Origin of the sequence: Psychrobacter fjordensis (genome assembly GCF_904845995.1) — a bacterium.
In the GTDB taxonomy this organism is placed as follows: domain Bacteria; phylum Pseudomonadota; class Gammaproteobacteria; order Pseudomonadales; family Moraxellaceae; genus Psychrobacter; species Psychrobacter fjordensis.
The window spans coordinates 1885522-1900574 of record NZ_CAJGYP010000001.1; the positions used below are offsets into that span (position 1 = coordinate 1885522).

A 15053-nucleotide genomic window follows, 5' to 3' on the forward strand; every position below is an offset into this window, starting at 1 on the left:
TGTTTAGCAAAATTTAGCCATTTTAAGGCCACTAAATGTATTAATGTGCTAATTGATGACACGCCCTAGCAACGACATCCTTTATTTCATTAGCGACTCATCAAACTCCACTGTTTGTCCATCCTCTAATGTCAATATACCTTCGTTAATCATGATGGTCATGTCCTTGGTATTTTTTATGGCACGCATGACATTGATGTCTTCTATGCTACTCTCAATGATGATTTTGCCAGACTGCTCTGGTTGAATGGGCGGATCAAACTGTGTCGAGGGCACGTTGAACCTTTTGCCTTTCGTCAGCTTGGCATCTTGCATGATTAGCGTCCCTTTAAAGCTTTGAATAGCGACCTGACCGTGGTTTGATAGCATGAACTGTAGTTTTACTTGGTTTAAGCTGTCGTCGTCGCTAGTCTTGACTGGCAACAGGGCGATAGGGTAATTCTGTGCGTTAGCGGTTGCTGCTTGCTGACCCTTGACGATAGGGCTCTTCTTACCTGTCGGGTTGTTTGGGTGCAAGCGCTCGTATTCACGCTGCTTTATGAGGGCTTGTTTGATAGTGGTACGTGGCATCGCGCCTGACTCATAAGCACCGCTAAGCTTCATTCGCAACATATAGCGGCTAAGGATTTGTTGATCAGCCTTGGGTAGCTGCTCAAAGGTAGTACCGAGCTTTTTTTGCCACTGGTCAGAGTTGGTCGGTATTGTTTTTTTGTTTGGATCGGTTTGTGGCTGTGAGCACGCAGAAACGACTGGCAGCACTGCCAAAGCAACTGCTAGCAACAACGCTTTGTCTACACGCTGATATAAACCCATCATCGTACACCTCCTTGTAAATCCTCATGAAAAATAAAGAGCGATAATATAGTCACGTTTATATAAATCTGCTACATCGTCATCTTCGCTTAGTTTTTTGATATCGACATTATATTGAACCGACTATAGTGGTCTTTTTATTAATATACCTCGTTTGAAGATTGCTTGTGTTTAATTATCGCTAAAGGGAGTATGGAAATAAAACAGATATGTTTTTATGTTTGTGACAGCAGAAAGGGTAGGAGGGGTGTTGGTCAGAGTGGATGATAGTAAGGACTAGCAAAGGATATGTTTATGATGCCCATAAAAAAAGACTGAGTGCGATTAGGCGGACTCAGTCTTTTTTTATTAAAAGCCGTAAAAGCTGACGATTAATAGTGGTATTGAATGGTTGTTATTATTCAATACACATTGGCATGTTGCTTTTAATGCAGCTGGTTAGTTATTCGTTTGGTCATTAGCTTGATCGTTTTCTTGTAGCTCAGACAATGAATGCGTAATATTATTATTATGCGTTACAACAATAGCTTCATCAATAATATGCTGGCTAACACCGCGCTTACGTAGTGTTTCGATAAAAACTTCATCATGGGCTAACGTATAATCCTGATGATCACGATCAAGACCCTGACGAATATATAGGCGGATAAGACCTTGAATACGTTTGAAACCTAAATCCGACGAAGTCGCTTCTAGTAGCGAAATCATTTCTTCAGACAGGCGAATGCTGACTGGACGCATGATTTTTTGTGGATGATCAGAAAATCTATTTTTTACACGTACAGGTATCATAATAAACCATTACTTTTAGTGAGTAGGAGTAAAGCGCTCAGACAAAAATTAACCCAATCAATACTTCACTTACCATACAACAAAAATGCACAAAAGAACACAGTAGCCATGCGAATATTGTGACCATCACATATATAAATGGCGACCATAAAAAAAACCTTCATCAAGTAATGATGAAGGTTTTCAGTATATGGCTCTCCAACCTGGGCTCGAACCAGGGACACACGGATTAACAGTCCGTTGCTCTACCAACTGAGCTATTGGAGAATAAGTTGTCATAACAGTAAGTTTAGTAAGCATTATATAAGAACAATTGCTTATCTTGTTTGCGTTATGTGGGGCGTATTTTAGCCAAGTCATCATAGGCTGTCAACCTTATTACGCCATTAATTATCAATATTGTTGTAATTAATTCAAAATAGCTCGTTATCGCCTGTTAAATGGGCAGTTCTGGTAGATAGGTGAGTCTCAAGTTGTTATTTATTGGCTCGGCAGTCGATAATTTTATTAAGTGCATCGGCCAAAGATAAAAGTGCTTCTAATAAGTAGTCGGAGTAACCTTGCATCCGTCTTTGCGCTTAGGTTTCAGGCATATATTTGATTAGACAACTCGTCTATCTTTTTGAATATTAACGCAATACATACATCACTTGAAACAAAAAACTTATGAGTTAGCCCTTCACATTGCTAGAATATGTCTATAGAATACCGACCGTACGGTATCTTTAATACATGCTCAAACAATTTATTATGACTAATTGATATTGAATCGAGAAATATGCTTGATTCGAAAAAGGTATGTTAAATATGAGTCCTACCACTATTGCTTATGGTTATTTGGCCATTGCCATCATTTGTGAAGTGATCGGCACTACTTTTTTGATGAAGTCAGAGCAGTTCACGCGTTTGATACCGACGCTCATTATGGGTTTGCTTTATGTCATCTCATTTTACTTGTTGACTCAGACCCTGAAGACCATACCGCTTGGTATTGCCTACGCGCTGTGGGGCGGACTCGGAATCGTACTAACATCGCTTGTCGGCTTGGTGTTTTTTAAGCAAAGCCTTGATACAGCGGCAGTGGTTGGTATTGCTATGATTGTAGGCGGTGTGATGGTGATGAATTTACTCTCTAATTCTGTGGTGCACTGATATGGAAATTGAAAACGCTCATAAACGTAAAAAACAACCAGAAGTTATTCGTCGCGCGCTGCTCGATCAGGCCGCACGAATAACGCTAGAGCAAGGGTTGTCGAAAGTCACTTTCCAAGCCGTGGCAGATGCAGTTGGGGTGACCAAAGGCGGCATCATGCATCATTTCGCCACTAAAAACGCACTCATTCTTGAAGTATTTCATGATGCGATGGCGAAGTTTGAGGCAGAGGTGGATAGCGCAATGGCGAAAGATCCAGTGCGCTATGGCTCTTTTACCCGTGCTTATATAGATGCCACCATCAGTCTAGGCGAAAAAGGGCAGGAAGAATTTGACAGCCAAGCGACGCTATACGTATTGATGCTAGGTGATAGTGAGCTGCGTGAATTGTGGGCCAGGTGGTCAAATGAGCAATTGAAGAAGCATGAAGCAACCGATAATACCGAGACATTGTGTATGGTGCGGTTGGTCGCTGATGGGATTTGGCTTTCTGACTTTTCAGGTATTAATATCTCGGATAAGAAATCGCTACGTGAGCGTCTAATAAAAATGACGCAACGTGGTTTTGATTCATAAGCATGATGTAGCACGTTAATTAAAATGCAACACCCAAAAGTTTATTAAAGAACAATTGATAATTAAATAACGATTTTTAGCCATATAACGACTTGTCATCATATAACGATGCAACTTTTTTTAAAACTGAAACCATGACGAAATTATTCGGTAGGCGTGATTTTATAGCGCTTGTACCAGTCGTCGTAAGGAGCACTCCATGACAGCTACTCATACAAACTCAAATAACTTAACAGACATTATCGACTTAGAACAAATACAAACCGCTTATATCAATGGTCGTTATCTGGCTGTCGATGAATCTTTGGCTACTTTTGAAGACATCAATCCAGCGACAGGTGAGTTGTTGGCTACTGTTCAACAAACGACCAATGAGCAAATCGACGAGGCTGTGAAAGCTGCGCAAAAAGGTCAAAAAGTTTGGGCAGCGATGACAGCGGTTGAGCGTGGTCGAATCTTATCAAAGGCCGTTGAGATATTGCGCGACCGCAACGATGTATTGGCATTGCTTGAAACGAAAGACACAGGTAAAGCGTATTCTGAAACCAAGTATGTCGATATCGTTACGGGTGCTGATGTGGTTGAGTACTATGCAGGTCTTGCACCGATGATAGAAGGTCGTCAGATTCCACTACGTGATACCAGCTTTGTTTATACTCGCCGCGAGCCACTTGGCGTGGTTGCTGGTATTGGTGCATGGAACTATCCGATTCAAATCGCGATGTGGAAAGCAGCACCGGCACTAGCCGCTGGTAATGCGATGATATTCAAACCATCAGAAGTGACGCCGTTAACTGCATTGAAACTGGCAGAAATTTTGACAGAAGCAGGTTTACCAGATGGCGTATTCAACGTCGTGCAAGGCAATTATAAAGTGGGTGAGGCACTAACTCAGCATCCTGATATCGCCAAAGTCTCGTTTACCGGTGGCGTGCCGACTGGTAAAAAAGTCATGTCGAGTGCAGCATCATCGTCTCTTAAAGACGTGACATTAGAGCTGGGTGGTAAATCTCCATTAATTATCTTTGATGATGCAGACATCGACATGGCTGCGGACATCGCGATGATGGCAAACTTCTATAGCAGTGGTCAGGTATGTACCAATGGTACGCGCGTGTTCATTCCTAAAGCCATGCAAGCTAAGTTTGAGCAAGCGATTTTGACGCGTGTTGAGCGTATTAAGTTGGGTGATCCAATGGATGAAAACATCAACATGGGCCCACTAGTCAGCTTCCCGCATATGGAAAAAGTGCTTGGCTATATCGAGCAAGGTAAAGCTAGCGGTGCAAGACTGCTAACAGGTGGTGACCGTGTGACCACAGGCGAATTGGCAAATGGCGCATTCGTTGCCCCGACGGTATTCACTGACTGTACTGATGAGATGACTATCGTACGTGAAGAAATCTTTGGCCCAGTCATGTCGATATTGACTTATGAGACTGAAGAAGAAGTCATTCGCCGTGCCAATGATACCGAATATGGATTGGCAGCTGGCGTTGTGACTGCTGACTTGACCCGAGCGCATCGAGTCATCGCTCAAATTGAAGCAGGTATCTGCTGGTTAAATACGTGGGGCGAGTCAGCCGCTCAAATGCCAGTCGGCGGTTACAAGCATTCAGGTGTTGGCCGAGAAAACGGCATTGAAGCCCTTGAGTATTATACGCAGACCAAATCTATCCAAGTAGAGTTGGGTAAGTTTGAATCAGTCTTTTAATCAATCTTATTGAGAAAAACGAAGCCAGTAAGGGTTATTCATTAGGTCTTATCTTTCCTTTTTAATTGGCCTTACTGATAGTAAATGATTTATTTTTCAATATTATGGAGCGTTTTATGACATCAACCACACCTGAGTATGATTACATCATCGTCGGCGCAGGCTCAGCAGGCAATGTGCTGGCCACACGTTTGACCGAAGATGCCAACATTAAGGTGCTGCTGCTAGAAGCGGGTCGTCCAGATCATCGCTTAGACTTTCGCACGCAGATGCCAGCAGCGCTCGCCATGCCGTTGCAAGGAACGACCTATAACTGGGGCTACAAAACCGATCCCGAACCGTATATGAATAATCGCGTCATGGACTGCGGTCGCGGTAAAGGACTTGGCGGCTCGTCATTGATTAACGGTATGTGTTATATCCGTGGTAACGCACTAGATTTTGATGATTGGTCTAAGATTAAAGGCCTAGAAGATTGGACGTATCTGGATTGCCTACCTTATTTTAAAAAGTTGGAAAACCGTGATGCTGGCGAGAATGACTATCACGGTGTAGGTGGCCCTGTTGAGATGACTACTTCAAAACCAGGGGTCAATACACTGTTTCAAGCGATGATTGAAGCAGGCGTGCAAGCTGGCTATCCAAGTACCGACGATTTAAATGGCTATCAGCAAGAAGGTTTTGGGCCAATGGATCGTTTCGTGACGCCTAATGGTCGCCGCGCTTCAACGGCTCGTGGTTATCTTGACCGTGCTAAACCGCGCAGTAATATCACGATTTTGACGGGTGCACTGACTGATGTGATTTTGTTTGACGGTAAGCGTGCTATCGGTGTCAAAGTCGAGCATCAAGGTCAAACCAAAAACTTTCATGCTTCTCGTGAGGTGATTGTCTCATCAGGTGCGATTGCTTCGCCACAATTATTGCAGCGCTCTGGTATTGGCCCTGGTCAATGGCTAAAGGATTTGGGTGTTAATGAGATTATAGACTTACCAGGTGTTGGTAATAATCTGCAAGATCATTTAGAGCTGTATATGCAGTATGAATGTAAGCTGCCAGTCTCAATCGCACCTGCCAATAAATGGTGGAACAAGCCAGCCATCGGTGCTGAGTGGTTATTCAATGGTACGGGTCTTGGCGCGTCAAATCAGTTCGAAGGTGGCGGTTTTATTCGTACCGATGAGAAATTCACGCATCCTAATATCCAGTATCATTTCTTGCCACTTGCGGTACGCTACGATGGTCGTAGTGCAGTTAAATCGCATAGCTTCCAAGCACACGTGGGCTCATTACGCTCGCCAAGTCGTGGCCGTGTCAAGCTGACCTCGAAAGACCCAAGTGCTCATCCGAGTATCTTGTTTAACTATATGTCCCATGATCAAGACTGGCAAGAGTTCCGTGCTGCCATGCGTATCACTCGTGAGATTATGCATCAGCCAGCACTTGACCCTTATCGTGGTCGCTCGATCGCACCAACCGATGATCTAGTGACCGATGCGCAATTGGACGAGTATGTCCGTAACCACAGCGAGACGGCCTATCATCCATCTTGTACTTGTGCGATGGGCGAAGACAATGATTCAGTCGTCAATGGCCAAGGTCTGGTGCATGGTATCGATGGCTTGCGCGTTGTTGATGCGTCTATCATGCCAAATATCATCAGTGGTAATCTCAACGCGACCACGATTATGTTGGCAGAAAAAATTGCCGATAAGATGCGCGGTGTGCAGCTACCACGTTCGACAGCAGACTATTTTACTGCCGATGGTGCACCATTGAGAGCTGAGCCGATGCGGGCTTATGGTTCTGTTTAAATTAAGCGTGAATAAATAGACGACTGTCTACATAGCGATATAATATAGCTATATGACATAGCGTTTATGAAGAGTGTTAATAAATGATGTTGATAAGAAGGCCTTTTTATAAAGGTCTTTTTTATCCCCTCTACTGTTTTAGAAAATGAATATAGTCAATCAATCTTAAAAATGGTATAAGGCAGACGAGCGCAAGTACTACAGTAGTAGGCTAAGCGAGTCTAACGCCATAACACTTTAAGAGTGGTTCGACTATACGATTAAGATTGGTTTTTTAATCACTTACCTTGTTGCTTAAGTACTAATTATTGAAGTAGCAATTACTGAAATGGTCATTACTTAAGTAGCAAATCTTTATTTATTGGTACTGCTTTGTGCGTCATGCGGTGATTTATATCTTGTATGACTATCAGTCATAAGATTATGACGGACAAAGCAATATCAGACCCTGTTTAATTTACCTATTGAGGTCTTTTATGTACAGCTCGCCATCAAATGATGTGGCAAAACCCTTGACTCTAAATAAGACGGTTTTTTTAGGCTCAGCTATTATTTCTATTTTATTGATAATTTGGACGATTGCGTTTCCAACTTATAGTGAGACATTGTTAAGTTCGAGTATGTCATGGATATCAGAGAGCTTTGGCTGGTATTACATGCTGGTGGTTGCCGCTTACAGTATATTTTCCTTGTTTGTTGGTTTCTCCAAGTACGGTGATATTAAGCTTGGGCAAGACCATGAGAAAGCACAGTTTCCTTTCCTAGCATGGGCGGCGATGCTGTTCTCCGCTGGTATCGGTATTGACTTATTATTCTTTGGTGCCTCTGAGCCTTTGATGCACTATTTGACACCGCATACTGGTTTAGAACCTGCCAGTGCGGAAGCTATGCGCGAAGCACTTGCGCAGACCTTTTTACATTGGGGACTACATGGCTGGGGCATTTATGCCCTAATCGGTATGGCATTGGCATACTTTGCTTATCGTAAAAATATGCCATTGGCACTACGTTCGCCGTTGACACCTATCTTTGGTGAACGACTCATCAAAGGCTGGCTTGGTGATGGTATTGATACCTTTGGTGTTGTTTGTACCTTGATGGGTATCGCCACCAGTTTGGGTATTGGGGTATTACAGGCCAATGCTGGCTTGACCCATGTCTTCGGTATCGAATCGAGCAAAACGGTTCAGACAATTATTATCGTCTGTGTTGTTGCGGCGGCAGCTGTCTCTGCGATGACAGGTGTAGAGAAAGGCGTACGTCGTCTCTCTGAATTCAACATGCTATCGTCTATATTGCTATTGATAGCGATATTAGTAATGGGTAATACGGTCTATTTGCTTAATACTTTTACTCAAAATATCGGACAGTATTTCCAAACCATTATTTTCAAAACCTTTGATGTTTATGCTTATGACGGTCAAGCTGGTGCCGACTGGAAGTCAGGTTGGACGATATTTTTCTGGGCATGGTGGGTCGCTTGGGCACCATTTGTCGGTCTATTTATCGCGCGTATCAGCCGTGGTCGTACGCTACGTGAGTTTGTCTTTGGTGTGATGTTTATCCCGCTTGGTTTTATTTTTGCATGGTTCTCTATCTTTGGTAATTCAGCGATAGATTTGGTTGCCAATGGTGCCACTGAACTGGGCGAAATTGCTGTTAATGATGCAGCGATGGGTATGTTTGCTCTGTTTGAGCACTTTCCTTACAGCGATATTTTATCATTCGCTGGTGTGATTATTGGACTTATCTTTTTTGTGACCTCAGCGGATTCAGGCGCGTTAGTACTCGCGAACTTGAGCTCAAGAGGCATGACCAATGACACAGATGCCCCTGTTTGGTTACGCTTGTTTTGGGCAGCGGCAACAGGCTTTATCACTTTAGGACTATTATTTGCCGGTGGTTTTGCCTCATTACAGTCAGTATCTGTGATTGCAGGTTTGCCGTTCTCGCTCATTCTCGTTCTTTATATGGTATCGATGTGGAGATCATTAAAAGAAGAAGGCAATAAACGTAAGGCCAGTACGATTGGTACGGCTAACGTGTTGGATAGCGGTAAGAGCTGGAAAGCACGCTTGCAACGTATTGTCAGTTTCCCTAAACATGCACAAGTGGAACAGTTCTTACAAAATGTGGTCAGACCTGCCATGACGGAAGTTGAAAAAGAGTTTGCGGCAGGCGGTCTAAAAACATCTTTGGACATCCGTAACCCTGCACATATCGGACAAGATATAGATGAAGGTATGGATGAGAGTAGCGGTCAAATAGATGGTCTAAAATTGCGAGTTGGACATGGCGATGAAGATGACTTTATTTATGAAGTTAACTTGATTAAAGCGGAACGTCCTAACTTTACATTGAGTACCTCAACTAAGAATGCAGAGTACTATTATCGTGCCGAAGTGTTCTTAAGCGAAGGCTCGCAAGAGTATGACTTGGTTGGCTACTCTAAAGAGCAAGTATTGGTTGATATCTTAAATCAGTACGAGCGTCATTTACAGTATCTACATTTAGAGCGTTAATTCACTCATTAATATGCTCTAAATAGTTCAGCAAAAATATTGTAAAAAATAACCCCATAAGTTGAATACAGCTTATGGGGTTTGTTTATGCCTCACAACCTAAATGATGACACGCTCTAATAAAGCGCACCAATATAAGGTAAAATTCATTTAGACCGCGTCGATACGTGGTAATGCATCAGTAAAGGATAGGTTCGTGACCAAATTAAAATACATCGCTCATTATTCTGAGCAAGTTCAAACACAAGCGGCATTACTTATTAGCGATGGTAACTTGGGTGCGTATCTAGAAAAAAAGTATCCCACTCAGCACCAAATAAAAAGTGATAAAGCTCTTTATCAATATATCAATGATATTAAAAACCAGTATATGCGCAAAGTGGGGCAGCTATCGAATGTCAGCTATAGCAGCAAGTTAAAAGTTCTCAAACATGCGCTAGGTATTCATACCACCCAGTCTCGCATACAAGGCAGCAAGCTGAAATCGCACAACAGCATCACGGTAGCGAGCTTGTTTCAAGAAGCGCCCCCTGAGTTTTTGCGCATGATTGTCGTGCATGAGTTGGCACATTTTAAAGAGCATGACCATAACAAAGCTTTTTATCAACTATGCTGCCATATGGAGCCTGAATATCACCAGTTTGAGCTAGATACGCGGCTTTGGTTGCACTGGCGAGAGTTGTAACCTTAATATAGTCATTCCACTATAAAAGTATTACAGCGTTAACCTCGCTTGAAGTATCACATATACATCTACACTTGGTTGCCTTGTACTACTTTTAAATTGAATCGACTATAGTATGAATAGCAACCCTAATAAGGTTCATAGCAATCTTAATAGTAATCTTAATAACAGCCATATAAATATCGTGTCCTTTTCTGCAGCAATCATCTGAGCCGCTAGGGCGTGTCCTCATTTTAAAAATGGTGATAAAAATGAGATAAATTGCAGTCAAACAAGGAAAATAGCGCAGATAATATCGGGATATTGACCAGCTATTTAACGATGTTTGGCAAAATTTAGCCATTTTTAGCCCGTTTAGATATGATCAATTGAATTGAGGACACGCCCTAGAATTACGTTATAATCCTAACCAAATAATCTATACCCCAAGTCAATAAAAGGTTGTAAGCAATGATTAATACCAAAATATATAAATCTATTTATAAATTAGCAGAAGAGTTACTAGAGGCTGACCGTATCGGTAATCAAGAAAAATTTGATGCGTTTTATGCTGAGCTAAAAGCCGTCTGTACGGATAACGAAAACACAGACAAAGATCATCCAGAGCAGTGGGAAACGCTTGCTGACTTTACAGAAGATTTGGACGAAGCACTGGTCATTTATGACAAAGCACTAGCTAAAGCCACGGCGATCAATTCAAAAGATCATCTGTCGTCGATTGCTTTTTCTATGGCGGTGTTACAGCTTGAGACAGGTAACAAAGAAGCGGCTATTCACAGTCTACAAAATGCCAAAATCACGGCAAATAAGATTGAAGATAAAGAGTTTAAAGTTGAGATAGATGAGATGCTGACTAAGTTGTTGGCTGAGTAGTTTCGCTCGAACAATTTTGATCGAGTAGTCCTGATTAAATGTACTTGATGAGATAGGACGTATTTGATATGCAAAACGTACCAGTGGTGATCGTCGGTGGCGGATTAAGCGGATTGTATGCTGCCTTCTTATTAGAACAAAAAGGCATTGATTACATACTGATAGAGGCTCGTGATAGATTGGGCGGGCGTATCACTGTTACCAAATCATCAGTAGCTCAGAATGCTAGCAGTCAAAGTGTTAATCATGAAAAATCAAACGACGGCTTCGATTTAGGGCCGTCGTGGTTTTGGCCAGCGTATCAGCCGCAGCTGAGCAGTCTTATCGAGGCATTAGGCTTACCACGTTTCGCCCAGTTCGAAGAAGGCGATATGATGGTAGAACGTGGTGCCAATGAGTTACCTGTCCGTACGCAAGGTTATCAGAGCTCACCACCATCTATGCGCCTCATGGGTGGAATGACGGCGCTAACTGATGCTTTATACGCTCGCTTGGATGCCAAGCGTATCGTAACGGGACAGACAGTAAGGCGCTTAACCAAGACTGGTCATCATATTAAAATAGACAGTGAGTATGGCTCTGAACATATCAATGCTGGTCAAATAATCACTTATCAAGCGCAGCATGTATTACTTGCGCTACCACCGAGGTTGGCGGTTAGTAACATCGTATTTGAACCTGCTTTACCGCAAGATTTAGCGATAGAGTGGCGAGAAACAGCCACTTGGATGGCACCACATGCCAAGTATGTGGCAGTTTATGACTCACCATTTTGGCGAGATAACGGTCTCTCGGGTGCAGCAAGAAGTGCAATAGGGCCGCTTACTGAGATTCACGATGCTTCACTAGTAGAAGGTGAAGGTGCTGTGTTTGGTTTCTTTGGTGTTCCCGTTAAGGTGCGCCAAAGCGTTTCAGAGATGGCGCTAAAAGCACATTGTCGCGCGCAGATGGTACGGCTGTTCGGCGCGCAAGCAGACAAACCAAAGGCTGAATATATTAAAGACTGGTCTCAAGATATTTTTACTGCAACGGCTGCCGATGCGAGTGGTGCAGGGCAGCATGCTGTAGCACCGCCATCAAAACCAAAGACAGGCGAGTGGCAGGACTGTCTAACAGGTTGCGGTAGTGAGTGGTCAGTGCCGTTTTCTGGCTATGTCGCTGGTGCAATCGACGCGGCAAGCAAAGCGGTACAAAACTTATAGGATCGTTGATGAGTGAGCCTACGGAACAGCAAATATCTCGCAACAGAAACACATGGCTGATTCCTTTCGCTTGCTTGTTGACTGGCGGTGCACTCACCGGTATCTCAACCAATTTGGCGAAATATGCAGGCGACATAGGTCTGACGCCATTAGCCTTTCAGTTTTGGTCCATCACTGGTGCGGCCTTCATTTTATCAATTGTTGCACTAGTACGGCATGAGTCACCGCCGTTTAGCACGCGTAGCTTTGAGTACTATTTTATCGCTGCACTGGTCAGCGTTGCAGGGTCCAATTTACTGCTGTTTTCTGCTATCCCTCATGTCGGGGCAGGTTTCGTTGCGCTGACTATCTCGCTACCACCACTTCTTACCTACCTCGGGGCACTGGCCCTACGCATAGAAAAATTCAACATCATCCGTGCTACTGGTGTGGCTACCGCACTGATTGGGGCTGGAGTATTGGCTGTGCATAAATTCTCTGCACCAGATGCCAGTATTTTTTGGATATTAATAGCGCTTTGTGGCCCTGTCTTACTCGCCATTGGCAATATATATCGCACGCTACGCTGGCCTGATAAGGCATCTCCTAGCGCACTCGCTCCAGGTATGCTGATTGCGGCGGCACTCCTGCTAGGCTTATTCAGTATGATGTCTGATTTTTCTATCGATATACCACGAGAAGGTCTGTTGCCATTAGGTTTAATCGCTGTCCAATCTTGTGTATTTGCTGGTCAGTTTTTACTATTATTTCTGCTGCAAAAAACAGGCGGACCAGTATTACTGAGCTTATTAGGCTCGGTAGGGGCCATCGTCGGTGTTCCCGTCGCTATACTCTTGCAAGGAGAGCAGCCACCAGAAGGCTTATTCTTAGGTGCTACGTTAATAGCTATTGGTGTGGCTCTAGTGACATGGGGTGGAGTGAAAATAGCGAGGGTAGCCAAAGAAGATGTTTAGTAAATATCTATCAAACTGAAAACCTATTAAATACGCTATGTCCTTGCGAGTATCCTTTCATGTTGTTTTCACAATCAGTGTCTATTCTGGCTCAATAATTGGTTACGATTAACTTAAATCACTTTTTGTAGATACGATAAAAAAGGAGTATAAGTATCGTGGTTATCGTTGTCATGGACTCAGGCTATGAATGCAGCCACGCGTTATCGATTATTAAACAATTTTACGATTCTCATTAGTGTCATCGGAGTAGCTATTGCTCTATTCGATAGTGGTTTTACATTACCGACTTGGCTACAGCAAGTGTTCCATATTTTTTATCTGGTGATTATCTTTTTAAGTTTTATAGTGACTGCTGGTCGCTATATCTACACAAAAAAACCGCTAACCTTCAATAAAGTTGCTGTCTTTGACACACTGACCAGCATCGCGATTATCGTTCTATTGACCGCGCATTTCACAGACCTAGTGCGCTCGGGATTGTCCGCTGCGGTTGATGGGTTTGTTGCAATCAAAATAGCTGTATTTGTCACCTTTATTCGTGAACTCTCTGATCATAATTTTAATCTCAATCGTACCTTTCTGCACCCTGCACAGTTTTTTATTCTGAGCTTTCTCGTAGTGATATTGGTTGGCGCGCTACTACTAATGATGCCCAATGCGACGACGCAGCCGCTGTCTTTTATTGATGCGTTATTTACCGCGACCAGCGCGGTTTGCGTGACAGGGCTTATTGTCGTGGATACGGCGACCTATTTTACGACTTTCGGGCAAGTTATCATCATGGGGCTGATACAAATCGGTGGCTTGGGTATTCTGACCTTTGTGACCTATTTTAGTTACTTTTTCAAAGGCGGTGTCAGCTATGAGACGCAAGCAAGTATCAGCGAGATGTCTTACATGCGCGGTATGGGTAATGTGGTCTCGACACTCAAGTCTATCTTGTACGTCACCTTTGCCGTCGAGGCAGTGGCGGCTGCATTAATTTATATTAGTATCTACGACATCCCCGATATGGATTGGTCTGAGCAATTATTCTTTTCTGTTTTTCATGCGATTTCTGCCTTTTGTAATGCTGGGTTTTCGACATTTAGTGCTGGCTTGTATGATGACTCGCTTCGCTTTAATTATCCGCTACAGCTGATCCTTGCGATGACATTTATCTTCGGTGGTATGGGCTTTACCATTGTGGTCAATGTACTGCGGTATTTGCGTCATCGTGCTCAGCGGCTGATATATCGTCATGACCAGCGCTACATTTATCAGCCTTGGCTACTTAATATTAATAGCCGTATTACTTTGATTACTACAGGTGCACTATTGCTAGTCGGTCTGATCGGCGTGATGATATTTGAGTACAATAATGTGCTCGCTGAGCATACCAGTTTTTTTGGGAAGCTAGTAACAGGGTTCTTTACTGCTGCTACCCCGCGTACCGCAGGATTCAACGTCGTTGATATGGGTGATCTCACGTTTCCAACGGTGATGCTGACGATATTTTTGATGTGGATTGGTGCCTCGCCAAACTCGACAGGTGGTGGTATTAAAACCAGTACCTTTGCCATTGCGCTGCTAAATACGTTGAGTCTGGCACGTGGGCAGACCAAGATAGAGATATTCAAACGAGAGATTGCGGAGATTTCTGTACGCCGCGCATTTTCTATTATGTGGCTGTCGCTACTGGTTATCGGTACTGGCGTGACGCTCATCAGTTATGATCAGCCAGAGCTTGACTTGATTAAAGTGGTGTTTGAGTGTTTCTCAGCTTACAGCACAGTGGGGCTCAGTTTGAACTTGACGGCAGATTTATCAGATTTTAGTAAAGTGGTGGTTTCGGTCATTATGTTTGTTGGGCGCGTCAGTATGCTGACGATATTTATTGCGCTGCTCAAAAATATGCGCCAACGCAATTATCGCTATCCCACTGAAGAGATTACGATTAACTAATTCATAAAA

The 15053-nt window shown here is 43.3% G+C and carries 12 protein-coding genes and 1 tRNA gene; 10 read left to right on the top strand and 3 right to left on the bottom strand.

Going from position 1 to position 15053, the window contains the following annotated elements:
- Nucleotides 1-81: 81 nt before the first annotated feature.
- The 3 genes from JMW61_RS08005 to JMW61_RS08015 form a co-directional block, all read right to left on the bottom strand.
- Entirely contained in the window at nucleotides 82-816 is a 735-nt protein-coding gene (locus tag JMW61_RS08005; protein WP_227687391.1) for a hypothetical protein, read from the bottom strand.
- Nucleotides 817-1251: 435 nt separating this feature from the next.
- Entirely contained in the window at nucleotides 1252-1605 is a 354-nt protein-coding gene (locus JMW61_RS08010; RefSeq protein ID WP_110924297.1) for a CopG family transcriptional regulator, read from the bottom strand.
- 191 nt (nucleotides 1606-1796) lie between these two features.
- Nucleotides 1797-1872 (bottom strand) — tRNA-Asn (locus tag JMW61_RS08015).
- 540 nt (nucleotides 1873-2412) lie between these two features.
- On the opposite strand from JMW61_RS08015, the gene JMW61_RS08020 reads away from it, so the two are divergent.
- From JMW61_RS08020 to JMW61_RS08065, 10 genes are all read left to right on the top strand, one after another.
- Nucleotides 2413-2757: a DMT family transporter gene (locus JMW61_RS08020; protein WP_201550209.1), complete on the top strand. Its 345-nt coding sequence runs from the start codon at nucleotides 2413-2415 to the stop codon at nucleotides 2755-2757.
- Nucleotide 2758: 1 nt separating this feature from the next.
- Nucleotides 2759-3334, top strand: coding sequence for a TetR/AcrR family transcriptional regulator (locus JMW61_RS08025; RefSeq protein WP_201550210.1), 576 nt, complete (start codon nucleotides 2759-2761; stop codon nucleotides 3332-3334).
- Between the two features lie 199 nt (nucleotides 3335-3533).
- Entirely contained in the window at nucleotides 3534-5048 is a 1515-nt protein-coding gene (betB, locus tag JMW61_RS08030) for a betaine-aldehyde dehydrogenase (RefSeq protein WP_227687392.1), read from the top strand.
- A 116-nt stretch (nucleotides 5049-5164) separates the two neighbouring features.
- Entirely contained in the window at nucleotides 5165-6862 is a 1698-nt protein-coding gene (betA, locus tag JMW61_RS08035) for a choline dehydrogenase (RefSeq protein ID WP_201550211.1), read from the top strand.
- 476 nt (nucleotides 6863-7338) lie between these two features.
- On the top strand, nucleotides 7339-9384 hold the full coding sequence (gene betT / locus JMW61_RS08040; RefSeq protein ID WP_201550212.1) for a choline BCCT transporter BetT: 2046 nt from the start codon (nucleotides 7339-7341) through the stop codon (nucleotides 9382-9384).
- Between the two features lie 196 nt (nucleotides 9385-9580).
- Nucleotides 9581-10069, top strand: a complete 489-nt coding sequence (locus tag JMW61_RS08045; RefSeq protein ID WP_197099915.1) for a M48 family metallopeptidase — start codon at nucleotides 9581-9583, stop codon at nucleotides 10067-10069.
- Nucleotides 10070-10519: 450 nt separating this feature from the next.
- Nucleotides 10520-10942 carry a tetratricopeptide repeat protein gene (locus JMW61_RS08050; protein ID WP_201550213.1) on the top strand — a complete coding sequence of 141 codons (423 nt, stop codon included), beginning with the start codon at nucleotides 10520-10522 and terminating at the stop codon, nucleotides 10940-10942.
- A 68-nt stretch (nucleotides 10943-11010) separates the two neighbouring features.
- On the top strand, nucleotides 11011-12144 hold the full coding sequence (locus tag JMW61_RS08055; RefSeq protein ID WP_201550214.1) for a flavin monoamine oxidase family protein: 1134 nt from the start codon (nucleotides 11011-11013) through the stop codon (nucleotides 12142-12144).
- Between the two features lie 8 nt (nucleotides 12145-12152).
- Nucleotides 12153-13097 carry a DMT family transporter gene (locus tag JMW61_RS08060; RefSeq protein WP_201550215.1) on the top strand — a complete coding sequence of 315 codons (945 nt, stop codon included), beginning with the start codon at nucleotides 12153-12155 and terminating at the stop codon, nucleotides 13095-13097.
- A 186-nt stretch (nucleotides 13098-13283) separates the two neighbouring features.
- A complete protein-coding gene (locus JMW61_RS08065; RefSeq protein ID WP_201550216.1) occupies nucleotides 13284-15044 on the top strand; it encodes a potassium transporter TrkG in 1761 nt (586 codons plus the stop codon).
- Nucleotides 15045-15053 lie beyond the last annotated feature (9 nt).